Genomic DNA, 23,913 nt, shown 5'->3' with positions numbered 1-23,913 from the left:
TCGCCAGTTACTCGACGCCGATCGTCACCTCGGTGGACTTCACGAATACCGTTGCGGCTTGGCCTGGTTCAAGATCGAGATCCAGTGCGGCATCGCGGGTGATCGACGAGGTCACAATCTGATTCCCGCCGTCCAACTTCACCTTGACCGTCGCCATGACGGTGCCGAGGTTGACCTCGGTGATGGTGCCGGTGAGTTGATTTCGTGTGGACAGTCGCATCGCTGAACTCCTGTGCTCTCGGGTGGGTGTTCTTCGACCATAATGCGATGGTCGCGTATCTACCCAGCGATTCCGCAGGTGCGGACATGCGGGCGCCGCCGGTGCGCGAATATTGTCGGGCGGTGGAGGTAGATTCCGGTCATGACTGAACCCGTGAAAGGCCCGGCGTCGTATTTTCCGTCGATCGAGAAGAAGTACGGTCGGCCGATCGGTGAATGGCAAGAGCTGATCAGAAGCTCAGACCTAACGAAGCACATGGAATTGGTCAACTGGTTGAAGTCGGAGCACGGTATGGGTCATGGGCACGCGAATGCGCTTGTCGCCCATACGCTGAAAGAAGGGTAGTTCTTTTCAGGCGGCCGAAGCGTCCAGCACCAACCAGCCGCCGTGATGCTCGAATACCTCGAACGGCACACGGCTCTGCCGGCCGACCGCACGCAGTGACTCGAGATCGAAAGTGCGGATGTGGCCGTGGCACGCGGTGGCTTCGTCTTCGAAGGGGACGGCAAGGACGACCCGTTGACGCGCGATCCGGAGTGCTTGCGCGATCACGGCCTCGCCGACTGCGTCGTCGACGTGTTCGAGGAGATGAATCGCGGTGACGGTGTCGGCGCTGTTGTCCGGTGCCGGTACTTCACCCGCGTCGCAGATCACCGTGTCGATCGTGATGCCGAGTTCGGGGGCAACCGCGTCGAGCAGGATCATCGTTCCGGGCAGGATGTCCGTGGCGGTCACGTCCATTCCGGCGCGCGCGAGCCGCAGGGGCAGGAAACCGAAGCAGGAACCCAGATCGAGCACGGAACCGCGGACCAGCTCTTCGGCTTTGTCGTGAATCGGCGCGAAATCTGCAGTGCCGTCCAGTAGTTCGGCAAGTGAGTTCCGGTAGTAGGTGGTCCAGGATTCGAGAGCGTCGTCCACGGTGGAGCGAACCAGGCCGACCATCGTCAACTCGAATTCGTCCTGACCGAACTCCGCGTCCTGGATCGACGAGGTGACTCCGGCGACGAGTCGCTCACTCAGATCGGCGGGAGTGAGGGAGTGCCTGACGTGGAGGCGACCGCCTCGGCGATCGAGCGAGATCGGACCGGACTCGACGCGTTCGACGGTGACATGTCCGAACGACCACAAGCCCGGCGTCGACGGCGCCAGGGAATCCAGGACGGGTTCGTTCGTGATGGTGGACATGATCGCCTTTCTCAGGTGGTGATGCTTTCTCAGGTGCTGATACCGGTCCGCAGGGACTGCGTACCTGTTTTCAAGAGTTCCGGTAGCTCGAGTGAATCGTCGGTGAGCCACTGCTCGTACGCCGACATCGCGACCCCGAGCAGAAGATAGCCGACCGTGCGTGGGCCGTGATCGGTCGGCTCGAGATTCATTCGGCGTGCGACGTAGTCGGCGACCACCTGCCGCCAACCTTCGTACATCACCACAGAGTATGCCTGAAGCGTCGGAACTTCGAGGATCAATTCCATCCGTTTGCGATGTACCGCAGTCTCTTCCGGTGGGAAGGTGTTGAACGTCAACAATGCGGATTCGAGTGCGTCGACCAACGGAATATCAGCGGGCAGTGAATCCAGGTGCTCGCGCATCTCGTCGAGATGTCCGTCGAAGTCTCCCCAGGGGACGGCGTTCTTGGACGGGAAGTAGCGAAAGAAGGTCCGACGCGCGATGCCGGCGGCGTCGGCTATCTGGTCGACGCTCACCTCGTTGAAGCCGACTGTCGAAAACAGTTCGATCCCGATCGTGCTGATTCCCTCCTTCGTTGTGGAGGGGCGACGACCTATCCGAGCGGACGGTTTCTTGCGGCTACGCATACTTTTTTCGCTCCATGTGTGTCATTCTGCACTCGATGCCATTACAGTGGTGAACCGAGTCACAGTGAAGTCCCACTAGTGACCACCAACTCCCAGGTTGGAAGTCTGATCTACAGACTTCCAGACGGAGTGCGACCGCAGGAGGAATCCATGTCAGATCGTGACAACAAGGCGCTCGAGAACGACCTCGTCGAGGAGTCCCTCGTGGAGGAAGTTTCCATCGACGGCATGTGCGGCGTGTACTGACCGTGTCTGCTTTGGATCTCGATGCGGGGTGGAAACTCCACCCGCAGGTAGCGCTTCGCCCCGAACCTTTCGGGGCGTTGCTCTACCACTTCGGAACACGCAAGCTGTCGTTCCTGAAGAACACGACCATCGTTGCGGTGGTCAAGGCGTTGCCAGACCATCCTGATGTCAGGTCCGCACTACGTGCGCAAGGCATCGAAGATGACGCGGCTCCCCAATATGCCCGCGCGCTGAGCACTCTCGCCGACTCGCACATGATCGTGCCTGTCTGAGCCAGACGCTCGCCCCCACGTGCGGAACAGCCCTTCCGCACGTTCGCCCGCTTCATTTCTTCGCGAGGACACAGCCATGACCTCAGTTCTTGAACAGCCCTCCCCGCCCGCCAAGGTGGGTCGCCTCGTCGATCAGTTCGAACTCGGACTCGACGCCCCCATCTGCCTGACGTGGGAACTCACCTACGCCTGCAACCTGTCCTGCGTGCACTGCCTTTCGTCGTCGGGTCGTCGTGACCCCAACGAGCTGAGCACCGAACAGTGCAAGTCCATCATCGACGAGCTGCAGCGTATGCAGGTTTTCTACGTCAACATCGGTGGCGGCGAGCCGACGGTACGCTCCGACTTCTGGGAGCTCGTCGACTACGCGACCGACCACCAGGTTGGTGTGAAGTTCTCCACCAACGGCGTGAAGATCGACAAGAAGGTCGCGGCGCGCCTCGCAGCCAGTGACTACGTCGACGTGCAGATTTCCATCGACGGTGCCACCGCTGAGGTCAATGACGCTGTGCGCGGGCCTGGTTCGTTCGCGATGGCCGAGCGCGCTCTCGCGAACCTGAAGGAAGCCGGCTTCAAGGACGCCAAGATTTCGGTGGTCGTCACGCGGCACAACGTCAGTCAGCTCGACGAGTTCAAGGCTCTCGCGGACAAGTACGACGCGACCCTGCGCATCACTCGACTGCGTCCTTCGGGCCGCGGCGCCGACGTGTGGGACGACCTGCACCCGCGTCCGGAGCAGCAGCGCGAGCTCTACAACTGGCTGGTCGCCAATGGCGAAGGCGTCCTGACGGGCGACTCGTTCTTCCACCTCTCCGCCTTCGGCGATGCACTGCCCGGTCTCAATCTCTGTGGCGCGGGCCGCGTCGTGTGCCTGATCGACCCGGTCGGTGACGTGTACGCATGCCCCTTCGCGATTCACGAGCAGTTCCTCGCCGGAAACATCGTGAAAGACGGTGGATTCCAGGAAGTCTGGCAGCACTCGGACCTGTTCGAGGAGCTGCGCTCGCCCCAAACCGGTGGCGCCTGCAGCAAGTGCAACCACTACGACTCCTGCCGCGGAGGCTGCATGGCGGCCAAGTTCTTCACCGGACTGCCGATGGACGGACCTGACCCCGAGTGCGTCATCGGCAACGGTGAAATGGCACTGGCGTCGGCGGGAGAGGTCCCGAAGTCCAGTGTCGACCACTCCCGTTCCGGTCAACGTAAGACCCCACGTGCATCGGTGCCACTGACACTGATGATGCGTCCGCCCGCCAAGATTTGTGACGAAAACCCGCTTGCGGGAATGCAGTAACTACTGCGCGATACCGACAGTGCGGCGAAAGCTGCACCCCAGAGAGGTCAGTTCAATGGCTAAGAATGCTTTCTTCGAGACGGTGGCAGAAGCACAGCGCCGTGCGAAGAAGAGGTTGCCCAAGTCCGTGTACGCGGCGTTGGTAGCGGGATCCGAGAAAGGGCTGACGGTCGACGACAACGTCGCGGCATTCAGCGAATTGGGTTTCGCTCCCCACGCTGCCGGGCTGTCGGACAAGCGCGAGATGTCCACCACCATTATGGGTCAGGACATTTCGTTGCCCGTCATGATTTCACCGACCGGTGTGCAGGCAGTGCACCCCGACGGTGAAGTAGCGGTAGCCCGTGCGGCTGCAGCACGGGGAACAGCCATCGGACTGAGTTCTTTTGCCAGCAAGTCCATCGAAGAAGTTGCCGCGGCCAACCCGCAGGTCTTCTTCCAGATGTATTGGGTCGGCAGCCGCGACGTGCTCCTGCAGCGTATGGAGCGCGCTCGCGCTGCCGGTGCCAAGGGCCTGATCATCACCACCGACTGGTCCTTCTCGTACGGTCGCGACTGGGGCAGCCCGTCCATCCCCGAAAAGATGGACCTCAAGGCGATGTTCCAGTTCGCACCCGAGGGAATCATGCGCCCGAAGTGGTTGCTCGAGTTCGCCAAGACCGGCAAGATCCCGGACCTGACCACCCCCAACCTCGCGGCTCCCGGCCAGCCTGCACCGACGTTCTTCGGCGCATACGGCGAGTGGATGCAGACTCCGCTTCCGACGTGGGAAGACATCGCCTGGCTTCGTGAGCAGTGGGGTGGACCGTTCATGCTCAAGGGCATCATGCGCATCGACGACGCCAAGCGAGCTGTCGACGCCGGTGTCTCCGCTATCTCGGTCTCCAACCACGGTGGTAACAACCTCGACGGCACCCCGGCGCCGATCCGTGTGCTCCCGGGCATTGCCGAGGCCGTGGGCGATCAGGTGGAAGTTGTTCTCGACGGCGGCATTCGACGCGGCGGCGACGTCGTCAAGGCGCTCGCACTCGGAGCCAAGGCCGTCATGCTCGGGCGCGCCTACCTGTGGGGCCTCTCGGCCAACGGCCAGGCCGGTGTCGAGAACGTGCTCGACCTCATGCGGATGGGCATCGACTCGGGGCTGATGGGCCTCGGCCACTCGTCCATCACCGAACTGAGCCCGGCGGACCTGGTGATTCCGGAAGGCTTCACACGCACATTGGGTGCCAGCTGAGATTACGGCTCCGATAGAGCTGTGAGTTGACACTCGACGAACACACGACCCTGGCCGGACGCCTCGTCCGGTCCAGGGTTGTTTTCGGTCCGCACGAGACCAATCTTGCTGTGGGACGCTCGCTTTCCGATCGGCACCGTGCGTACTACCAGCGCCGCGCCGAGGGCGGAACCGGGATCGTCGTCACCGAAGTGGCCTCGGTATCGGAGAACGACTGGCCGTACGAGCGGGCGCCGTTGGCGTCGCAATGTGGCCCGGGGTGGCAGTCGATCGCGGCTGCATGTGCTCCGTACGGAACGCTGGTTCTGGCCGGGCTCGGTCATACCGGCATGCAGGGATCGAGCGCATACTCCCAGTCGGTGCTGTGGGGACCGTCAAGAGTGGCCGACCCGGCGACGCGTGAGTTGCCGATGGCAATGGGGCAGCCGGAAATCGACCAGCTGATAGTCGGCTTCCGTGAGGCGTCGGCGCTGGCCGTCGCTTCGGGAATGGACGGAGTGGAACTCGATGCCGGTCCTCGAAGCATTCTGCGACAATTCCTTTCGGGTCTGACCAACACTCGGCAAGACCGATACGGTAGCGATCGCGTTGCTCTTGTTCGCGAGGTCATCTCGGCAGTGCGCGAGGAAGTCGGGTCGGATCACGTTGTCTCCCTGCGGTTGTCCTGTGACGAGGAAGCTCCATGGGCGGGCCTGACGCCCGATCTTGCCATCGGTATCGCGCGTGAAGTGTCTCCGTTCCTCGATCTCCTTGTCGTCGTTCGTGGCGGACTCTATTCGTCTGAGGGGTACCGCCCCGATTTTCACTGCCCGCCGAACTTCAACCTCGATCTGTGCCGTGAGATCAAGGCCGCTCTGTCGATTCCTGTTGTCGTGCAGGGGAGCGTCGTGGACATCGCCGACGCTCACGCGGCGCTGGAAGTAGGTGAGTTCGTCGAGATGACCCGGGCCCAGATCGCAGACCCGGACCTGGTTGTGAAAGCCGCGCGCGGCGATCGTCCCCGGCCGTGTGTGCTCTGCAATCAGACGTGCCTCGTGCGTGATCCTCGCAATCCTGTCGTGACGTGCGTCGGGAATCCGAGCGCGGGTTTCGAGACGGTGGACCCCGATGAGCGAGAGCAGATTTCGACACCGGGAGCCGTGCTGGTCGTGGGGGGTGGCCCCGCTGGGATGGAAGCCGCACGGATCTCGGCGGTGGCGGGGCACTCGGTCACACTCGTCGAGAGTTCATCGCAGTTCGGCGGCATGATCCGAACTTTTGCGCGAGGTGACGGCCGTAGCCGGTTCGCACTCCTCGCGCAGTGGTTGGAGGACGAATGCCGTCGTAGCGGCGTGACGATGCGGACCGGGGCGGCGCTCGACGCCCAAGACCTGGGTGACGCACGCAGCCGGGGCGAGTTTGTTGTCGTTGCCACCGGTAGTGCTGCGAGGCCGCCGACGTATCCGGTCGACGATTCGGTTCGATGGTTGGATGCGTCGGAAGCCTTCGAGAAGTTGAGCACCGTGGGGCCGGGTCCGGTCGCGCTGATCGATCCCCTCGGTGGACCGATCGCGGTGGCGCTCGCAGAAGCACTCGCGGCCCATGGCATCTCCGTCTCGATTGTGACTCCCGACAGCATCGTCGGTTCGAGGCTCGGTGCGAGTGGGGATCTGGTCGGCGCCAACACGCGCATCCAGCAGGCCGGGGTCACCAGGGTGCTCGCGTCACGTGTCACCGAAATCACTCGAGGGGCCGTCTGCGTCGAACACGTCCATACCGGCGAGCGGTCACAGCTCGAGTGCGAAGTGGTGATCGACTGCTCGCCTCGTCTGCCGAACGAAACGCTGAAGGAAGAGGCCGACGTTCAGGTGGGCGACTCGGTTGCCCCGAGAACTGTTCTCGAATCCATCCGCGAAGGGCGCTTTGCAGGGTTTACTACTAGAACGAGTTTCAATTCTGCAGAGAGGGCTATCTCATGACACAGGGTTCAGTTCGTTCGCTCGAAGGTCGCGTTGCTTTCATCACCGGCGCAGCGCGCGGTCAAGGACGTGCGCACGCGGTCAAGATGGCGCGCGAGGGAGCAGCGATCATCGCGGTCGACGTATGCGCGTCGGTGGCGTCGGACAATTCCTACGACGCAGCAACTTCCGAGGACTTTGCCGAGACGATACGTCTGGTGGAAGCGGAGGGCGGGAAGATCCTCGCCCGCGAGGTCGATGTCCGTGACGGCGCAGCGCTCACCGCGGTGGTCAAGGACGGCGTCGAACAGTTCGGACGACTCGACATCGTGGTCGCCAACGCCGGGGTCTGCAACTGGAATCGATTCTGGGAAATGTCGGACGAGCAGTGGGAAACCCTGATCGACATCAACCTGACCGGAGTCTGGAAAACCCTCAAGGCCTCGGTGCCGGCGATCATCGAGGGTGGGCGCGGTGGATCGATCATCGTGGTCAGTTCGGTGGCCGGACTCAAGGCGCTGCCCGGACAGGCGCACTACGCGAGCGCCAAGTTCGGTCTCGTCGGCCTGACGCAGGCCGCAGCAAAGGAACTGGGGGAGTACAAGATCAGGGTCAATTCGATCCATCCTTACGGAGTGAATACGCCGATGGGGGTCGACCAGGGCGCTCTCGAGGTATTTGCAAAGTTTCCGCAGTACCTTCCCAACTTCACTCCGATCCTCTCGGACATCGCTTTCGCCGAACCTGACGAGATCGCCGATACCGTCCTGTGGCTCGCCGGTGACGGTTCCCGCACCGTCACGGCAAGTCATATCGCGCTCGATCAAGGAAACTCCAAGGTCTGATGACGCCGTACCCGCGCCTCTTCGCGCCACTGCGCCTGGGCAACCTGACACTCCGCAATCGGGTCGTGTTCTCCGCACACCTGACCAATTACGCGGAGAACGGGTTGCCGACGGAGCAGCACGCGAGTTACTACGAGGCGCGGGCACGCGGCGGTGCGGGTCTGATCATCACCGAGGAGCACTCGACGCATCCTTCGGATCGACCGTACGAGAAGATGATTGCGGGCTATCGGCCGGAAGCGATCGAGGGATACCGGCGGATCACCGACGCCGTTCATGCGCATGGTTCGTCGATTCTCGCGCAGATCAACCACAATGGGGGTCAGGGCGCTGGAACCTATTCGCGATCGCCGCTGTTGGCGCCGAGCGCCGTTGCGGATCCGTTGTTCCGCGAGGTGCCCAAGGCTGTCGACGACGCGGACATTGCCGAGATTCTCGCAGGGTTCGCCCTTGTTGCGCGCAACTGCGTTGCCGGTGGCTTCGACGGGGTGGAATTGCAGGCGTCGCAGTCGTCCATCGTGCGCGCGTTTCTCGCACCCTCGACCAACCTGCGCACTGATCGCTACGGCGGGGGCGTGGCGAATCGTGCGCGTTTCCTTCTCGAAGTGCTCGGGGTACTGCGTAAGGCCATCGGCCCGGATCGTGTGCTCGGTGTGCGCCTGAGTGGATACGAAGGAACGCGGGGTGGCATCGAACTGTCCGACGCGGTAACCACCGCCCAACTCATCGAAGCTGACGGTCACGTCGACTACATCAACACCACCGTCGGAATGGCCACGGAAACACTGCATCTGGTCGAAGCATCGATGGCTGTACCCACCGGCTACGCCAACTTCGTCCCGTCTGCGATCAGGGAGGTCATCGATCTTCCAGTCGTCGGAGTCGGCCGTTTCAAGACGCCGGAGCAAGCCGAAGCTGCACTCGAGGACGGTGTATGCGATCTGGTGGGCGTAGTTCGCGGGCAGATCGCCGATCCGGATTTTGTGAACAAAGCGCGTGCTGGTCAATCGGTACAGGTGCGAACCTGCCTGTCCTGCAACCAGGAATGCGTCGGGCGGATGGGTCTGGGACGTTGGTTGGGGTGCACCGCAAATCCGCGCGCTGGTCGGGAATCGGTACCGCTGCCGATGCCGCGGCGACGGGGCCGCACGGTGGTGGTGGTCGGTGGCGGCCCCGCCGGCCTGCAAGCTGCGGCTACAGCGGCCCAGCGAGGTCATGCGGTGACGCTGTTCGAGCGTGAACGAAGACTTGGGGGACAGATTCTTACCGCCTCGGTGGTACCGGCTCGCCGTGAGCTCGCCGACCTCGTCCGGAATCTCGAATCTGAGTGTCGCCGAAGTGGTGTGACGATCGAGTTGGATGCTGGAGCTGATCTCGCGATCGTGGAGGAGCGCGCGCCCGAGGTGGTCGTGATTGCAACCGGAGCGCGGCCTTTACGCCCAGCGTGGGCGGGTAGATCAGAGCGTGTGGTGGGTGTTCGAGACGTTCTCGACGGCAAGATTCTGCCGAGTGGAACGGTGCTCGTCTACGACGAACTGGGATTCCATCAAGGTACGTCGGTGGCGGAGTTCCTCGCTGATCGAGGCTGTGCCGTCACGATCGCGACCAACGGCATGGTGGTCGCGCAGGACCTGAGCATCACCCTGGATTTCGAGGGGTGGAACCGCCGAGCGTTCGAGAAGTCGATCGGTCAACGGACAGATCTGATGGTGACTTCGGTGAGCGCTGGGGCCTCGCCGCTCGTGAGCTTGGTTCACCTTCCGACGGGTGTGACCGAGGAAGTTGCAGTCGACTGGGTGGTCTTCGCGACACAGCAGGAACCTGTCGACGAGTTGTGGAACACCTTGCAGGGAAGCTGTTTCGAGAAATTTCGCATCGGTGACGCCTTGTCTCCGAGGCGTTCGCACGCGGCCGTCATCGAGGGGCATCGGGCCGCGTTGGCGATATAGTCGTCCGTTTTGTCCCTGGTTCTCGAAAGTATGTTTTGAGCATGGACAGTCGGGAAGCGTGGCAACTGGATGGCGTGGGCCTCAAGGGTGAGGTTCTGGATCTGGTGCGCGCCCGGCACGAGTTGCAGTCGCGGATGGTGTTGCTGATCGTGGAGATGTTTTCCCGGGACGTTCTTGGCGGGAAGGGTTTTCGGGCGATCGCTCAGTGGTTGCACGGGTCGACGAATCTGGCGATCGGTGAGTGCAGTCTGCTGGTCGGGTTGGCGCGGTTGTTGATGCTCGAACCTGTTGTCGCGGATGCATTCCATCGCGGTGACGTGGATGCGTTGAAAGCCCGTCAGGTGGCGTCATTCTGTCAGCATCCACCGAAGAACATGACCTCGGCGGATGTGGACAAAGCCCGCGGGATCTTGTTGGGGTTGGCGTCGAAGAACATCGCCGATTGTGATGCGGTGCGGGCAGCGATCCGGCGGATCGAGAAGCAGTACGGCAAGCGTGAGGACGGCGTTCCGGTCGGCGAGGATTCCGAACGTAACGAGTTCTACGCCTCGAAAGGCTTGTACGGGCGGGTCACTGTGAAGGGTGATTTGGATGCTGTGAACGGGGCGCGTCTGATCACGTTGTTGTCGAGTCTGTCTGCGCCGACGCCGGAGAAGGACGGCGTGAAGGACACGCGTACTCCGGCATTACGGCGGGCGGACGGGTTTTGCGAACTGTTGCGGCGGTACGAGCGGGCGGGGTTGGGTCCGATCGAGGGCGGGGTGAAACCGCACATCACGGTGACTGCGTCGGCGAAAGATATGACAGACCTTAAAGTTCTGAAAGACCTGTTGCCGTCCACCGAGGAGCTGGGATTTGCGTGGACGGATTGGGTGGGCCCGATCAGTATCGATACTGCCCGGATGTTGGCGTGCGACTGCACCGTCACCCGGATCCTCCTGGACGAGAATGGTGTTCCGCTCGACTGCGGCAAGGAAGCGAGAACGGCGACGGTTCCGCAGCGGCGGGCGTTGACGGTTCGTGATGGCGGGTGTGCGTTTCCGGGGTGCGGGACACCGTCGGGGTGGTGCGATGCCCATCATATTGTTCACTGGAACGATGGTGGCCCAACAGATCTCGACAATCTGATCTTGTTGTGCGGTCATCATCACCGGACACTGCACACACGGAGTGGCGGGTGGAGATCGGTCCGGATCGCAAATCGGTGTTCTATCCACCGATGTCGATCGATCCGTATCAACAGCCGATCGGCGGGAACAGCCCACCGACAGCGGCGTGAACCGCGACAACTGACGAATACGCCGGGGCACAACAATGCCCCGGTGTATCCGCATGCAGTGTTGCGGTGGGAGGGGCCCGCACCAATACGATCGGGGGATGAGTTCTCCGCGTGACCTTGCTGCCATCCCGAGTCCTGCGCTCGAGGGCACTGCGCTCACCGTCGTGGTCCCGGTCGGTTCTTTCGAACAACACGGACCGCACCTGCCTCTCGATACCGACACTCGGATCGCGAGAGCAGTCGCACAGGCTCTGCCCGACGTCGTCATGGCCCCGGCCATCGAATACGGGGCGAGCGGCGAACACGAAGGGTTTGCCGGCACGATTTCGATCGGTGCCGAGGCCATGGAAACCGTCGTCGTCGAATACGGAAGGTCGGCGTTCCGATGGACGAAGCGGGTGCTGTTCGTCAACGGCCACGGCGGAAATGGTCCCGCATTGGCCAAAGCGGTGGCACTTCTGCGGTATGAGGGGCGTGATGCTGCTTGGGTGCCGTGCGCTGTTCCGGGTGCCGACGCCCATGCCGGACACACTGAAACGAGCCTATTGCTGCACCTTTCGCCCGATTTGGTGCACATGAGCCTTGCTGAGACAGGAAATTTGTCTCCTATCGCGGACCTGATGCCAGGAATGCGTTCGGGCGGTATGGTCGCTGTGTCGCAAAACGGCGTTCTCGGCAATCCAGTCGGGGCTACCGCCGAAGACGGCGCATACATCTTCGGTGAGTTGGTAGGACGCGTGACGGATGGACTGGCCCGGTGGGAGCCTGGTCCAGATGGGAGGCTTCGGTGACGACCACGACCGAGTGGGGGCGGACGGTCCACCTGCGACGGCTTTCGAGGCTGCGACGAGTTGCAGCACGACGGGCTACGTCCCTTACGATCATCTGATGCGACCAGCAAGACTCCCCGACGGCTTCGGCATTCGGTTGGACCCCAAGGTGCGCACGTACTCGGGTGGCCGGGTACTCATCGGCGGATCTCCGACGCGGATGCTCAAGCTGGCGCCGACGGCTGCGGCGATGATCGGTGACGGCTTCCTCGAGGTGGTCGATCAGCAGAGCGCTGCGGTTGCGCGACACCTTCTCGATTCAGGTGTCGCGAATCCTCGTCCGATGTCGACGCCGTCCGCTGCCGATGTCACGGTCGTGATTCCGGTCAAGGACAACCAGGCCGGCGTCGAACGCCTATTGCCCGTCCTCAAGGATCTGACCGTCATCGTTGTCGACGACGGTTCGGAAGTGCCGGTGGAGCCCCGTCGCGCCTGCCCGGGCACCGGCACCATCACAGTGGTCCGGCACGAGAGTGCCCGCGGACCCTCGGCAGCGAGAAACTCGGGATTGCGTTCGGCCCAAACACGTTTCGTAGCTTTCCTGGACTCCGACGTCATACCGCGTGCCGGTTGGCTCGAGTTGATGTTGGGCCACTTCAGCGATCCGGGGGTTGCCCTTGTTGCACCCCGCATCGTCGCCCTCGATCCGTACGGGACGGCGCTGGCGCGGTACGAGAACATGCGATCGTCTCTCGACCTCGGACGCAAGGAAGCTGCGGTGAAGTCGGGCAGTCCGGTCGCCTATGTCCCCAGCGCCGCCGTGATCGTCCGGCGCGACGTGGCACTCGAATGCAACGGTTTCGACGAGGGTCTCGAAGTAGCCGAGGACGTCGATTTCTGCTGGCGACTGCAGGCTGCGGGTTGGCGACTGAGGTACGAACCGGTTGCGCATGTCGCCCACGATCATCGAGTTCAGTTCGACAAGTGGTTCGCCAGGAGAGCGTTCTACGGCACGGGTGCGGCGCCGTTGGCTGCAAGACACGAGGGTTCGGTTCCGCCGATGGCGATGTCGTTCTCGACGCTCTTCGCGTGCATCGCCGCCGCAACACTGACCCGTTCCGGTCTTGCCGGCGCACTCGGCGCTTTGCTGTTTACCGTTTACCGGCTGCGAAAGATGTTCACCGGCCTGAGTCAACCCACCCGGATCGCGGCGATCCTCACCGCGCAGGGAGTTGTCGGCGGATTCTGGCAACTCGCCTCGGCAATGTGTCGTCACTACTGGCCCGTGACGCTCCTGGCGGTGATCGCCTCCAGGCGAATTCGGCGGCTGGCCGTCGCTGCAGCAGTCACCGAAGGTTTGGTGGACTGGTATCGCCACCGTGAGCCAGGCGGGCTGGGACCGGTTCGGTACGTCTTCTTCAAACGAGCCGACGACATCGCGTATGGAGCCGGACTCTGGCGTGGCGCATTCGACGCCCGCGACTGGGCGGCGCTGAAACCTCGAATCACCAAGTGACAGAAGCCGACTACGCAGATTTCCTGGTTGTCGGTGGTGGCACGTGTGGTTGCGTGGTCGCAGCCAGGCTCAGTGAAGATCCATCCGCCACGGTGATGCTCCTCGAATCGGGAAGCGGATATCGATCGGCGCTCGAACTCCCGGACGTCCTGGGTGATCCGTACCGACTGCCGGTCGGACCTGCGAGCGAATACACGTGGACCTATCCGGTCGAACTGACGCCGCGTCGGGCGTCCACAATTGCGCGGGGGCGGACACTCGGTGGATCCGGAGCCGTCAACGGTGCGTACTTCACCCGCGCGACCCGTGCTGATTTCGAGCATTGGCCGAGTTCATGGCGATACGACGACGTCTTGCCGTACTTCAAGAAGTCCGAAACGGATCGTGATTTCGAGAGCGAGTTCCACGGGACCGCCGGACCGATCCCGGTCGAGCGTCGAGCGTGGGACCAACTGCATCCACTGAGCGGCGAGTTTCATGCGGCAGCGCTCGGAGCAGGCTTTCCCGACGACGTCGACAAGAATGCGCCGGACTCGTTCGGGGTGGGCCGAGTGCCACTGAACGTGTCGGATCATCGTCGCATCAGTACGGCGATCGGGTATCTGATGCCGGCGTTGCACCGGCCGAATCTGCGGGTGGAATCCGGAGTGAACGTCATTCGTATCGCGTTCTCGGGTACCCGTGCGATCGGCGTCGACGTTCTCGGCGACGGCAATGTCCGACGCATTCGTGCCGACCATGTGGTCGTGTGTTCGGGTGCGGTGGCGACACCGCACATTCTCCTCAATTCCGGTGTTGGTCCAGCGGAACAACTTGTAGGGCAGGGAGTTTCCGTCGTTCTCGATCGACCGGGCGTCGGACAGAACTTCGTCGACCACCCGGAAGTGCTGCTGCCGTACCATTTTTCGAAGCCCCGCACGATTCGATCGCAGACTCCGGTGCTGGAGACAGCCCTCAACCTCGCTGAGATCGAAATTCGTCCGTACACCGCATCTTTCACCGAACTGGTTCCCGGTGTGCCTCGCATGGACCACGGCGTCGGAGTGGTCCTCATGGCGCCGCACAGCCGGGGAAGCATCGAACTGGCATCGCGGGATCCCGCTGGGGCGCCGCGTATTCGGTACAACTACGTCGCGTCGGCGCACGATCGAGCTGCCATTCGGGAAGGGATGCGGATCGCCGAGAATCTTCTCGAGTCGATCGCCGAGACGGGGTTGATCGATCGCCCCGTCGTGGAGTACACCGATGAGTGGGTCGAATCCCGCCTGGGAACGTCGCTGCATATGTCCGGTAGTTGCGTGATGGGTGCCGAGGCGGACCCGTTCGCAGTCGTCGACGGTCGGTGCCGTGTGATCGGCGCGCAAGGACTCAGTATTGTTGACACGTCAATCCTGCCGACGATCCCGACCCGCGGCCCGCATGCGACCGCGGTGATGGTCGCGGAACGAGCAAGCGCCATTCTGCTCGGCGACGAGTGACCGCGAGGGGCAGCAGGCTGGGTCGGCAGTCATACCGAATGGTCGTTCTCGCCTATGGGCTGTGATCGGCGTTACAGTGGTCCACGGAGCGGAGGAACGCAAAATATGGCACGTGAACAGGCTGTGCCCGGCAACCCGTGGGTGGCGGTCAGGCCAGGCGATGACGTCGCGTTACTCGCGCGGCGACTTTCGTCTGCCCATCAGTCGTTCATCGATGCTCGCGGCGTGCCCGGCCAGGGGCTGACCGACGACTCCCATGTCCGCTCGGTCGTACTCGAGTCCTGGATGCGTAGCCGCAACAAGGGGGTAAATCCCGATGTGGTCGGCAACCCTGAGATGCTCGAAGGGTTGGAGCTCGAAAAATATCGCTCCGCGCATCCCATGTCACTGATCCGTCCGGTGATTCGGAAACTCCTGGTGGAAGATGCTGCCGAGACCGGACTACTGATCGCGATCAGTGACGCACACGGTCGACTGCTCTGGGTGGAGGGTGACAACTCGGCCAAGGACAAGGCGTTGTCCATGAACTTCGTCGAAGGCGCCGATTGGAGCGAAGATCGTGTCGGGACCAATGCGCCGGGAACGGCGCTTGCTCTCGATCACTCCGTACAGATTTTCGGATCCGAGCATTTCAACCGAACCGTGCACGACTGGAGTTGTTCGGCCGCACCCGTCCACGATCCCACCACTGGGCAAATCCTTGGTGCCATCGACATCACCGGTGGTCCCAGGGTTGCGGTTCCCGAAGTGCTGTCACTGATCCGTGCAACTGTCGCGGCCGCCGAATCGGAATTGCGATTCCATCTCTTGAACTCGCCCATCCCACTCAGTGCCACGGCTCCGCGCCTCGAAACATTCGGTGCCGGCCGGCCGACGCTGGTTCGCGGCGGTGACCGCATCCCGATTTCGCAGCGTCACGCCGAGATTCTCCTTCTGCTTTCCGAACACCCGGAGGGTCTCAGCTCCGACCACCTTGCGGTGCTGCTCGACGAGGGCGAACTCGACGCAGTGACCATTCGCGCGGAAATGTCGCGGCTTCGTAAGGTTTTCGGCGCCGACCGGCTGGCTTCGCGCCCCTATCGGATCATCACGGAGTTCACGACAGATGTCGGCGATGTGCGGGCAGCGTTGGACCGAGGCGACGCAGCGACGGCGATGAAACTGTATTCGGGCCCGGTGCTGGCGGGCTCTGCCTCCCCGGGAATCGAAGAGGTGCGGGAAGAACTACGCACCAGGGTCCAGGCAGCTCTGCTGCGTGGAGGTGACGCCAACCTTCTGGCCCGGTGGACCACGTCGGTGCACGGCCGCGAAGACTCCGTCGTGTGGGAGGCCTACCTGTCCACGTTGGATCCTCAATCTCCGCTGTATTCGCAGGTCCAGGCTAGAATTGATCTCCTCGACCGCCAATTGGGCATCTGAGAATCATCTGCGTTTCTCGCACGCAACGTACTTGCAACGTTGCAACTCCTAGTGTTGTGAATCACACCCCACCGGGGGGTGGGATTGCAGTCACCGATTTGGTGGGTGCGCCCAGGAAGATCACGTTTACATAGGAGCTTGCAATGACCGTGTACGCCCGCCCAGGTACCGCCGACGCGATCATGTCCTTCCAGTCTCGATACGACAACTGGATCGGCAACGAATGGGTTGCTCCGGTCAAGGGTCAGTACTTCGAGAACCCGACACCGGTGACCGGACAGAATTTCTGTGATGTGGCTCGTTCCACCGCAGAAGACATCGAACTCGCTCTCGACGCAGCGCACGCAGCAGCTCCGGCCTGGGGCAAGACCTCGGTCGCCGAGCGCGCGATCATCTTGAACAAGATCGCTGATCGTATGGAGGAGAACCTCGAATCCATCGCACTCGCCGAGTCGTGGGACAACGGCAAGCCGATCCGCGAGACCCTCAACGCCGACATTCCGCTCGCCATCGATCACTTCCGATACTTCGCGGGAGCTATTCGCGCACAGGAAGGTTCGCTCTCGGAGATCAACTCCGACACCGTGGCGTACCACTTCCACGAGCCGCTCGGCGTAGTCGGCCAGATCATTCCGTGGAACTTCCCGATCCTCATGGCCGTGTGGAAGCTTGCCCCCGCCCTCGCTGCCGGCAATGCCATCGTGCTCAAGCCTGCCGAGCAGACGCCAGTCTCGATCCTGCACCTCATCGGCATCATCGGTGACCTGCTGCCTGCCGGTGTTCTCAACATCGTCAACGGCTTCGGCGTCGAGGCCGGAAAGCCGCTCGCGTCCAGCCCGCGTATCAAGAAGATCGCGTTCACCGGTGAGACCACCACCGGTCGCCTGATCATGCAGTACGCGTCGCAGAACCTTATCCCCGTCACCCTCGAACTCGGTGGCAAGAGCCCCAACATCTTCTTCTCCGACGTTCTCGCCTCAAACGACGACTACCAGGACAAGGCACTCGAGGGCTTCACGATGTTCGCCCTCAACCAGGGCGAGGTCTGCACCTGCCCGTCACGTTCGCTGATCCAGGAAGACATCTTCGACGAGTTCCTCGCGATGGCAGCCATCCGCACCAAGGCTGTGCGCCAAGGGGATCCGCTCGACACCGACACCATGATCGGTGCCCAGGCCAGCAACGATCAGCTCGAGAAGATCCTCTCGTACATCGAGATCGGCAAGGCCGAAGGCGCCAAGGTCATCACCGGTGGTGAGCGAGCCGAACTCGGCGGAGACCTGTCCGGCGGCTACTACGTCCAGCCGACGGTGTTCACCGGCAACAACAAGATGCGCATCTTCCAGGAAGAGATCTTCGGACCCGTCGTCTCGGTCACCTCGTTCAAGGACTACGACGAGGCCATCGAAATCGCCAACGACACGCTCTACGGTTTGGGCGCCGGTGTCTGGTCCCGCGACGGCGGAGTTGCTTACCGCGCAGGCCGCGACATCCAAGCCGGTCGCGTCTGGACCAACACGTACCACCAGTACCCGGCACACGCCGCTTTCGGTGGATACAAGCAGTCCGGCATCGGCCGCGAGAACCACCTGATGATGCTCTCGCACTACCAGCAGACCAAGAACCTCCTGGTCAGCTACGCCCAGAAGGCTCAGGGCTTCTTCTGATCTACCCACCGGCACCCGTGAGCCCCTCGCTGCGGGTGCCGGTGAGCAAGACTGCAACACGCGAAACCTGCACAAACACACGGAGGTTGGAATGAGCGCCACGGACACACCCGATACCGGCGCCGTTCCACCCCGGTTGGTGACCACCGCTGGGGCGGCTGACCTCCTGCGCCGCCTCAGCGGGACTCACGGCGAACTGATGATGCATCAATCCGGCGGATGCTGCGACGGCTCGGCCCCGATGTGTTATCCCTCAGGCGAATTCATCGTCGGGGACCGTGACGTACTACTCGGAATCGTCGATCTCCGACTTGCTGTCGGAGAGACTCCCGAAGACCTTCCCACCGGAACCGACGCTGTACAGGTCTGGATTTCCGGATCACAGTTCGAAGCCTGGAAGCACACCCAGTTGGTACTGGACGTCGTGCCCGGCCGCGGCAGTGGATTCAGCCTGGAGTCTCCTGAAGGATTCAGATTCCTCAGTCGAGCAAGGGCATTCACACCGGACGAAAACGAAGCACTCGGCGCGTCGAGCATTCTCGTGGGCGCTGATTGGGAAGCGGGCGTGCGTCCTTTGCCCCCGACGGTTCCCCAGGTGGTCGCCGAGGCCGTCGACGCCTGCCCGGTGCCGGGCGCGGCCGCCCGATCCTGAGAACGGCAGCCTGAAGAAGATCTGAACAGACTCGGGGCCGCTCACATGACAGCCAGTTAACAGCACGGTCATCTCCAGGCGACCTTCTCCGTACATCGCCCACATACCGTTCATTTCACGCGACGCATCCACCGTGCGTCGTCTCATTCTTGACCGATTCAGAGGATGGACATGTCTCTTTCCGACCACGCAACCGGCAAAAACGCCGGTGCCGCGGGTGCACACCACGACGGCGCAGACTTCCATGCGGAAGACAATTCGTATCTGGAGAAACGAACACTCCGAAAGGGAACAGCAGGGTGGGTGCTGCTTGCGGGGTTGGGTGTCAGCTATGTGATTTCCGGTGACTACGCCGGCTGGAACAACGGTCTGGCTGAAGGTGGTTTCGGTGGCCTTCTCATCGCGGCGGTTGTCATCGCGGGTATGTACCTGGCGATGGTGCTCGGTATGGCCGAGATGTCGTCGGCACTTCCTGCCGCTGGTGGTGGATACACGTTTGCCAGACGGGCCATGGGGCCCTGGGGCGGATTTGCCACCGGCACAGCAATTCTCATCGAGTACTCGATAGCACCCGCAGCGATCGCGACCTTCATCGGTGCGTACGTCGAGTCCCTGAACCTGTTCGGGATCACCGACGGCTGGTGGGTGTACCTCGCGGTGTACGCGATCTTCATCGGCATTCACCTCACCGGCGCCGGTGAGGCACTCAAGGCGATGTTCATCATCACCGCCATTGCACTCGTCGGCCTGGTCGTGTTCGCGGTTTCGGCTGTCGGCCTTTTCGATTCGTCCAACCTCACCGATATCGCCGTCGACACCAGCGCAGTCGGATCGTCGTCGTTCCTGCCATTCGGTCTGCTCGGAATCTGGGCCGCCGTGCCCTTCGCGATCTGGTTCTTCCTTGCGGTCGAAGGTGTACCGCTGGCCGCCGAGGAAGCACGTGAGCCGGAGAAGAACGTCCCCCGCGGCATCATCATCAGCATGTTGATCCTGATCGTCACAGGCGCAACGGTTCTCTTCCTCGCCACCGGTGCGCTCGGCGCAGACGCCCTGTCCACCTCCGGAAATCCGCTCGTCGAGGCTCTGGGGGACAGCGGAGCGGCAAAGGCCGTCAACTACATCGGACTTGCCGGTCTGGTCGCGAGCTTCTTCTCGATCATGTACGCCTACTCACGCCAGACGTTTGCGCTCTCCCGCGCCGGCTATCTGCCGAAGAACCTGTCGGTGACCAACAAGCGCAAGGCCCCCACTCTCGCGCTCGTCGTACCCGGAATCATCGGCTTCGCGCTCTCACTCACCGGTGAAGGTGCAATGTTGCTCAACATGGCGGTGTTCGGCGCGGCAGTAAGCTACGTCCTGATGATGGTGAGTCACATCGTTCTTCGTAAGCGTGAGCCGAACATGCCGCGCCCGTACCGCACGCCCGGCGGTATCGCCACCACCTCGTTTGCGCTCGTGATCGCGGCAGTGTCGGTGGTGGCCACCTTCCTGGTCGATCCCGTTGCGGCATTGCTGACGTTGGTCGCCTTCGGAGTTCTGATGGCGTACTTCGGTCTCTACAGTCGTCACCACCTTGTTGCCAACTCGCCGGACGAGGAGTTTGCTGTACTTGCACAGGCGGAAGAAGAATTGGGATGAGTCGCGGGATGGCCAAGTATCACCAGCAGGTATCCGGAACCAACTACTCGTTCGACGGTCTCGTCGATCTGATGGCAAAAGCGACACCACTGCGGTCGGGTGACGAACTAGCCGGTTGCGCGGCAAGCTCCGACGCCGAACGTGCTGCTGCTCAATGGGTTCTGGCTGATCTTCCGTTGACGGTGTTCCTCGAAGATCTGGTGGTTCCGTACGAGGACGACGAGGTAACCAGGCTCATCATCGACAGCCACGATCGCCTGGCCTTTGCGCCGGTGGCCCACCTGACTGTTGGCGGACTACGAGACTGGTTGCTCGAGACCGCGTCGGCGCCGGAAGCTTCCGCACGGTTGTCCGCCGTAAGTCCCGGGCTCACCCCCGAGATGGTTGCGGCGGTCAGCAAGATCATGCGCAATCAGGACCTGATCGCCGTCGGGAAGGCCATCACCGTGACCGCGGGGTTCCGTACGACCATCGGACTGCCCGGCCGGCTGAGCACCCGACTCCAGCCAAACCACCCGACAGACGATCCACGCGGCATCGCGGCGGCCACATTGGACGGTCTCCTGATGGGATGTGGCGACGCCGTCATCGGTATCAACCCGGCGACGGACTCACCCCAGGCCACCTCGGATCTGCTCCACCTGCTCGACGACATCCGTCAGCGATTCGAGATCCCGACTCAGTCGTGCGTGCTCTCGCACGTGACCACCACGATCGGACTGATCGAATCGGGGGTGCCGGTCGATCTTGTCTTCCAATCGATTGCCGGTACCGAAGGCGCCAATTCCGGTTTCGGAGTGAACATTCCGCTCCTGCGTGAGGGCAACGAGGCCGGGCGCTCCTTGAACCGCGGAACGGTCGGCAACAACGTCATGTACCTGGAGACGGGGCAGGGGTCCGCCCTCAGCTCAGGTGCCCACTACGGCACCGGCGGAGCCCCGGTCGATCAGCAGACACTCGAGACCAGGGCATACGCAGTGGCACGTGATCTCGAACCGCTGCTGGTCAACACCGTGGTCGGCTTCATCGGTCCCGAGTATCTCTACGACGGCAAGCAGATCATTCGCGCGGGCTTGGAGGATCACTTCTGCGGAAAACTCCTCGGGCTGCCGATGGGAGTGGACGTCTGCTACACCAACCACGCCGAAGCCGATCAAGACGACATGGACAACCTGCTCACCTTGCTGGGCGTCGCCGGCGCGGCGTTCGTGATCGCGGTGCCCGGCGCCGACGACGTGATGCTCGGCTATCAAAGTCTGGCGTTCCACGACGCGCTGTATGTGCGTAAGGTTCTCGGTTTGCAGCCCGCCCCGGAGTTCGAGACCTGGCTCCACAACTTGGGGATGACCGACGCAAACGGTCGGGTTCTTCCGATCGATGCCGAAATGTCGCCGTTGCGGGCTTTGACGGTGAACTCATGACCGAAGATCAGGCACCGATCCTCGATTTCTGGGGTCCACTGCGCAAGACCACACAATCGCGTATCGGGCTGGGGCGTGCCGGAGATTCGTTGCCCACCAAGCGGGTTCTCGAATTCAAGGCAGCTCACGCCGCAGCCCGCGACGCGGTCCACGAGCCACTCGACTCCGAGACGCTTGCCAGTCGGGTCGAAGGGGTGGGCATCGGGGCGCCGGTGGTGGTCGCGAGCAGCGTCTCCACCCGCAGTGAGTATCTCCGGAGACCCGACCTGGGGCGCCAACCGGCTGACCTGGGTGCGATCGCGAGTTCCGACAAGGAAATCGGGTTCATCCTCGCCGACGGACTCTCGCCGCGAGCACTGATGGACCACGGCGAGCAATTACTGTCTGCGTTGGTCACGGTGTTGGGGGAGCGGTACTCGATTGCGCCGCCCGTGATCGCCACGAATGCCCGTGTGGCACTGGGTGATCACATCGCTGCCGCGATGGGAGTGCAGACGGCGATCGTCCTGATCGGCGAACGTCCAGGGCTCTCCGTTGCGGACAGCGTCGGGATTTATCTGACTCACCTTCCGCGCGTCGGTCGTACCGACGCGGATCGAAACTGCATTTCCAATGTCCACCCACCCGAGGGACTCGGATACGAGCAGGCTGCTCGTGTCGTCCTGGGATTGGTGGCGGGAGCGCGCCAGTTGGGCCGCTCCGGCGTCGACCTCAAGGACACCTCTCGCGCCGACGCCGTTGCGTCGGGAGAAGTGCTGACGCTCGATTAATTGACAACTGCACGGCATACCCGGGTCGATCGACACTCGGGTATGCCGTCGTACCCGAATCACGACGAAAACGAGGGAATCGATGTTCCGTTCGCTGCATGCCCGCGCCCTGTGTGCGTTGGCGGTAGGTAGTGTCCTGTTGAGTGCAACTGCATGTAGTTCGGCCGAGAGTGCCCCGAAAGAAGATGTGGCGCAAAGGGGTTCATCCTGTTCTGCGTTGGATCCCAGTCTGGCGTGGTACGGCGACAACCGTGTGACGTTGGATGCCATGATGACGGAGTTCGGAACGTGTGGAGCTGCAGGTGATGTCGATGACGGAGCTCCGTTGGCGCTCTTCGACTGGGACAACACAGTTGTCAAGAACGACATCGGAAGCGCCACCGCATTCTGGATGATCAAGAACAACAAGGTGTTACAGCCTGCCGGAGGGGACTGGGCAACCACCAGCCGCTTCATGACGCCAGCCGGCGCTGCCGCACTTTCCGCCGCGTGCGGCTCCGAGACCGCGCCGGGGCAACCGTTGGCAACCAGCACCGACTTGGACTGCGCGGACGAGATCGTTGCGGTACTCGAAGAGAAGACTCGCGACGGGCAGGCCGCATTCGACGGTTACGATCACCGCCGGACAAAAGCCGCATACGCGTGGGCCGTGCAGTTGATGGCAGGGCACACCGAGGACGAGATCACCGAGTACGCTCGCGCAGCCCGTGCCGAGAATCTCGCTGCTGCAGAAGGATCCGATCAGACCGTCGGTACGACGGAAGTCGACGGCTCGGTGCGGTACTACGCGCAAATCGAAGATTTGGTGAAATCCCTCGGCGCTCATGGATTCGACGTGCGGATCATCTCCGCCTCGGCCGAACCGGTCGTTCGAGTCTGGGCGGAACAGCTGGGATTGGACGCCGATCACGTGATGGGAGTTCGGCCCATCGTCGAGGGCGGGGTTCTCACCGGGCGCCTGCGTGGGTGTGGTGGCGTTGCGGACGGCGACGACTCTGTCATTCCGTACATCGACGGCAAGCGGTGCCAGGTCAACGAGGTTGTCTACGGGGTTCAAGGGCCTACGGCGTTCGAGCAGTTGGCCGCCGATCGACGTCAGGTATTTGCTGCCGGTGATTCTGTCACCGACGTGACGTTCCTCGGAGATGCGACCGGTGCGCGCCTGGTGATCAACCGCAACAATCCCGAACTGATGTGCAATGCCTACGACAACAGTGACGGGAAATGGCTGGTCAACCCCATGTTCATCGAACCGAAGGCACAGGCGGATGCTCCCTATCGCTGCTCGACCGATGCTTACACCGACGCGGCCGGGGAGAAAGGCGCCGTGACTCGTGCGGACGGCAGCGTGATCCCCGATCAGGTCGATTCCGTCGCGTGACGGTCGACTTGTCGCGGTGACTTCACAACGATCGATCGGGGTGTGATCTGATTCTGTCGAGCCCTTTGTCGGGCTGCGGAAACCCACGGGTGTCCGCTGTGATGCTGGAGC

21 protein-coding genes and 1 pseudogene are annotated in these 23,913 nt (G+C 62.5%); 19 read left to right on the top strand and 3 right to left on the bottom strand.

Annotation, left to right across the window (positions count from 1 at the left end; all coding sequences use genetic code 11):
• Nucleotides 1-7: 7 nt before the first annotated feature.
• Nucleotides 8-220: a molybdopterin-binding protein gene (locus tag G4D79_RS25335; RefSeq protein ID WP_003942061.1), complete on the bottom strand. Its 213-nt coding sequence runs from the start codon at nt 218-220 to the stop codon at nt 8-10.
• A 141-nt stretch (nt 221-361) separates the two neighbouring features.
• Between G4D79_RS25335 and G4D79_RS25330 the strand changes: the two genes are divergently transcribed.
• Complete coding sequence (locus G4D79_RS25330; protein WP_007728313.1) at nt 362-565, top strand: DUF4287 domain-containing protein; 204 nt, start codon at nt 362-364, stop codon at nt 563-565.
• A 6-nt stretch (nt 566-571) separates the two neighbouring features.
• On the opposite strand, the gene mftM is transcribed toward G4D79_RS25330, so the two are convergent.
• Both mftM and mftR read right to left on the bottom strand, forming a co-directional pair.
• Nucleotides 572-1,405 carry a mycofactocin oligosaccharide methyltransferase MftM gene (gene mftM / locus G4D79_RS25325; protein WP_214514518.1) on the bottom strand — a complete coding sequence of 278 codons (834 nt, stop codon included), beginning with the start codon at nt 1,403-1,405 and terminating at the stop codon, nt 572-574.
• A gap of 29 nt (nt 1,406-1,434) precedes the next feature.
• A complete protein-coding gene (gene mftR / locus G4D79_RS25320; RefSeq protein ID WP_007728311.1) occupies nt 1,435-2,034 on the bottom strand; it encodes a mycofactocin system transcriptional regulator in 600 nt (199 codons plus the stop codon).
• 150 nt (nt 2,035-2,184) lie between these two features.
• Between mftR and mftA the strand changes: the two genes are divergently transcribed.
• The 18 genes and pseudogenes from mftA to G4D79_RS25230 all read left to right on the top strand — a co-directional run bounded on the left by mftA (nt 2,185) and on the right by G4D79_RS25230 (nt 23,802).
• Nucleotides 2,185-2,280 carry a mycofactocin precursor MftA gene (gene mftA / locus G4D79_RS25315; RefSeq protein ID WP_063836238.1) on the top strand — a complete coding sequence of 32 codons (96 nt, stop codon included), beginning with the start codon at nt 2,185-2,187 and terminating at the stop codon, nt 2,278-2,280.
• A complete protein-coding gene (gene mftB, locus G4D79_RS25310; protein WP_007728309.1) occupies nt 2,265-2,552 on the top strand; it encodes a mycofactocin biosynthesis chaperone MftB in 288 nt (95 codons plus the stop codon). Before mftA ends, mftB begins: the two co-directional genes overlap by 16 nt.
• 76 nt (nt 2,553-2,628) lie before the next feature.
• A complete protein-coding gene (gene mftC, locus G4D79_RS25305) occupies nt 2,629-3,846 on the top strand; it encodes a mycofactocin radical SAM maturase (protein WP_003942089.1) in 1,218 nt (405 codons plus the stop codon).
• A gap of 55 nt (nt 3,847-3,901) precedes the next feature.
• The gene (mftD, locus tag G4D79_RS25300; RefSeq protein ID WP_003942047.1) at nt 3,902-5,080 is read left to right on the top strand and encodes a pre-mycofactocin synthase MftD; all 1,179 of its coding nucleotides are present in this window, start codon (nt 3,902-3,904) and stop codon (nt 5,078-5,080) included.
• Nucleotides 5,081-5,106: 26 nt separating this feature from the next.
• Nucleotides 5,107-7,038, top strand: coding sequence for a mycofactocin system FadH/OYE family oxidoreductase 1 (locus G4D79_RS25295; protein ID WP_214514517.1), 1,932 nt, complete (start codon nt 5,107-5,109; stop codon nt 7,036-7,038).
• On the top strand, nt 7,035-7,862 hold the full coding sequence (locus G4D79_RS25290) for a mycofactocin-coupled SDR family oxidoreductase (RefSeq protein ID WP_003941966.1): 828 nt from the start codon (nt 7,035-7,037) through the stop codon (nt 7,860-7,862). Before G4D79_RS25295 ends, G4D79_RS25290 begins: the two co-directional genes overlap by 4 nt.
• Entirely contained in the window at nt 7,862-9,811 is a 1,950-nt protein-coding gene (locus G4D79_RS25285) for a mycofactocin system FadH/OYE family oxidoreductase 2 (RefSeq protein ID WP_192712125.1), read from the top strand. The genes G4D79_RS25290 and G4D79_RS25285 overlap by 1 nt, the downstream gene beginning before the upstream one ends.
• Before the next feature lie 41 nt (nt 9,812-9,852).
• Nucleotides 9,853-11,090 (top strand): annotated as a pseudogene (locus G4D79_RS25280) (DUF222 domain-containing protein).
• Between the two features lie 98 nt (nt 11,091-11,188).
• A complete protein-coding gene (gene mftE, locus G4D79_RS25275; RefSeq protein ID WP_214514516.1) occupies nt 11,189-11,881 on the top strand; it encodes a mycofactocin biosynthesis peptidyl-dipeptidase MftE in 693 nt (230 codons plus the stop codon).
• 97 nt (nt 11,882-11,978) lie between these two features.
• Nucleotides 11,979-13,376, top strand: coding sequence for a mycofactocin biosynthesis glycosyltransferase MftF (mftF, locus tag G4D79_RS25270; protein WP_214514515.1), 1,398 nt, complete (start codon nt 11,979-11,981; stop codon nt 13,374-13,376).
• Nucleotides 13,373-14,854 carry a mycofactocin system GMC family oxidoreductase MftG gene (gene mftG / locus G4D79_RS25265; RefSeq protein ID WP_063314731.1) on the top strand — a complete coding sequence of 494 codons (1,482 nt, stop codon included), beginning with the start codon at nt 13,373-13,375 and terminating at the stop codon, nt 14,852-14,854. The genes mftF and mftG overlap by 4 nt, the downstream gene beginning before the upstream one ends.
• 105 nt (nt 14,855-14,959) lie before the next feature.
• Nucleotides 14,960-16,273 carry a helix-turn-helix domain-containing protein gene (locus tag G4D79_RS25260; RefSeq protein WP_007730155.1) on the top strand — a complete coding sequence of 438 codons (1,314 nt, stop codon included), beginning with the start codon at nt 14,960-14,962 and terminating at the stop codon, nt 16,271-16,273.
• A 143-nt stretch (nt 16,274-16,416) separates the two neighbouring features.
• Nucleotides 16,417-17,940, top strand: a complete 1,524-nt coding sequence (gene adh / locus G4D79_RS25255; protein WP_007730158.1) for an aldehyde dehydrogenase — start codon at nt 16,417-16,419, stop codon at nt 17,938-17,940.
• A gap of 91 nt (nt 17,941-18,031) precedes the next feature.
• Nucleotides 18,032-18,592 carry a DUF779 domain-containing protein gene (locus G4D79_RS25250; RefSeq protein ID WP_003942021.1) on the top strand — a complete coding sequence of 187 codons (561 nt, stop codon included), beginning with the start codon at nt 18,032-18,034 and terminating at the stop codon, nt 18,590-18,592.
• Nucleotides 18,593-18,757: 165 nt separating this feature from the next.
• The gene (gene eat, locus G4D79_RS25245) at nt 18,758-20,230 is read left to right on the top strand and encodes an ethanolamine permease (RefSeq protein ID WP_003941913.1); all 1,473 of its coding nucleotides are present in this window, start codon (nt 18,758-18,760) and stop codon (nt 20,228-20,230) included.
• Nucleotides 20,227-21,651 (top strand): ethanolamine ammonia-lyase subunit EutB, encoded by a 1,425-nt coding sequence (locus G4D79_RS25240; RefSeq protein WP_214514514.1) that lies wholly within the window; start codon nt 20,227-20,229, stop codon nt 21,649-21,651. Before eat ends, G4D79_RS25240 begins: the two co-directional genes overlap by 4 nt.
• Nucleotides 21,648-22,421: an ethanolamine ammonia-lyase subunit EutC gene (gene eutC / locus G4D79_RS25235; protein WP_075832699.1), complete on the top strand. Its 774-nt coding sequence runs from the start codon at nt 21,648-21,650 to the stop codon at nt 22,419-22,421. Before G4D79_RS25240 ends, eutC begins: the two co-directional genes overlap by 4 nt.
• An 82-nt stretch (nt 22,422-22,503) precedes the next feature.
• A complete protein-coding gene (locus G4D79_RS25230) occupies nt 22,504-23,802 on the top strand; it encodes an HAD-IB family phosphatase (protein ID WP_214514513.1) in 1,299 nt (432 codons plus the stop codon).
• Nucleotides 23,803-23,913 lie beyond the last annotated feature (111 nt).

The sequence above is a fragment of the Rhodococcus sp. WY5 genome (genome assembly GCF_018588185.1).
GTDB lineage: Bacteria > Actinomycetota > Actinomycetes > Mycobacteriales > Mycobacteriaceae > Rhodococcus_F > Rhodococcus_F qingshengii.
This window is presented reverse-complemented; position numbering and strand designations above follow the sequence as displayed.

What these genes read in the sequence shown, in the direction of transcription:
- adh (WP_007730158.1), top strand. Translation starts at nt 16,417, where the DNA reads ATGACCGTGTACGCCCGCCCAGGTACCGCCGACGCGATCATGTCCTTC.
- mftF (WP_214514515.1), top strand. Translation starts at nt 11,979, where the DNA reads ATGCGACCAGCAAGACTCCCCGACGGCTTCGGCATTCGGTTGGACCCC.
- G4D79_RS25290 (WP_003941966.1), top strand. Translation starts at nt 7,035, where the DNA reads ATGACACAGGGTTCAGTTCGTTCGCTCGAAGGTCGCGTTGCTTTCATC.
- mftC (WP_003942089.1), top strand. Translation starts at nt 2,629, where the DNA reads ATGACCTCAGTTCTTGAACAGCCCTCCCCGCCCGCCAAGGTGGGTCGC.
- mftM (WP_214514518.1), bottom strand. Translation starts at nt 1,405, where the DNA reads ATGTCCACCATCACGAACGAACCCGTCCTGGATTCCCTGGCGCCGTCG.
- G4D79_RS25230 (WP_214514513.1), top strand. Translation starts at nt 22,504, where the DNA reads ATGTTCCGTTCGCTGCATGCCCGCGCCCTGTGTGCGTTGGCGGTAGGT.
- mftD (WP_003942047.1), top strand. Translation starts at nt 3,902, where the DNA reads ATGGCTAAGAATGCTTTCTTCGAGACGGTGGCAGAAGCACAGCGCCGT.
- G4D79_RS25260 (WP_007730155.1), top strand. Translation starts at nt 14,960, where the DNA reads ATGGCACGTGAACAGGCTGTGCCCGGCAACCCGTGGGTGGCGGTCAGG.
- eutC (WP_075832699.1), top strand. Translation starts at nt 21,648, where the DNA reads ATGACCGAAGATCAGGCACCGATCCTCGATTTCTGGGGTCCACTGCGC.
- G4D79_RS25250 (WP_003942021.1), top strand. Translation starts at nt 18,032, where the DNA reads ATGAGCGCCACGGACACACCCGATACCGGCGCCGTTCCACCCCGGTTG.
- mftA (WP_063836238.1), top strand. Translation starts at nt 2,185, where the DNA reads ATGTCAGATCGTGACAACAAGGCGCTCGAGAACGACCTCGTCGAGGAG.
- mftR (WP_007728311.1), bottom strand. Translation starts at nt 2,034, where the DNA reads ATGCGTAGCCGCAAGAAACCGTCCGCTCGGATAGGTCGTCGCCCCTCC.
- G4D79_RS25285 (WP_192712125.1), top strand. Translation starts at nt 7,862, where the DNA reads ATGACGCCGTACCCGCGCCTCTTCGCGCCACTGCGCCTGGGCAACCTG.
- G4D79_RS25330 (WP_007728313.1), top strand. Translation starts at nt 362, where the DNA reads ATGACTGAACCCGTGAAAGGCCCGGCGTCGTATTTTCCGTCGATCGAG.
- mftE (WP_214514516.1), top strand. Translation starts at nt 11,189, where the DNA reads ATGAGTTCTCCGCGTGACCTTGCTGCCATCCCGAGTCCTGCGCTCGAG.
- G4D79_RS25240 (WP_214514514.1), top strand. Translation starts at nt 20,227, where the DNA reads ATGAGTCGCGGGATGGCCAAGTATCACCAGCAGGTATCCGGAACCAAC.
- eat (WP_003941913.1), top strand. Translation starts at nt 18,758, where the DNA reads ATGGACATGTCTCTTTCCGACCACGCAACCGGCAAAAACGCCGGTGCC.
- G4D79_RS25335 (WP_003942061.1), bottom strand. Translation starts at nt 220, where the DNA reads ATGCGACTGTCCACACGAAATCAACTCACCGGCACCATCACCGAGGTC.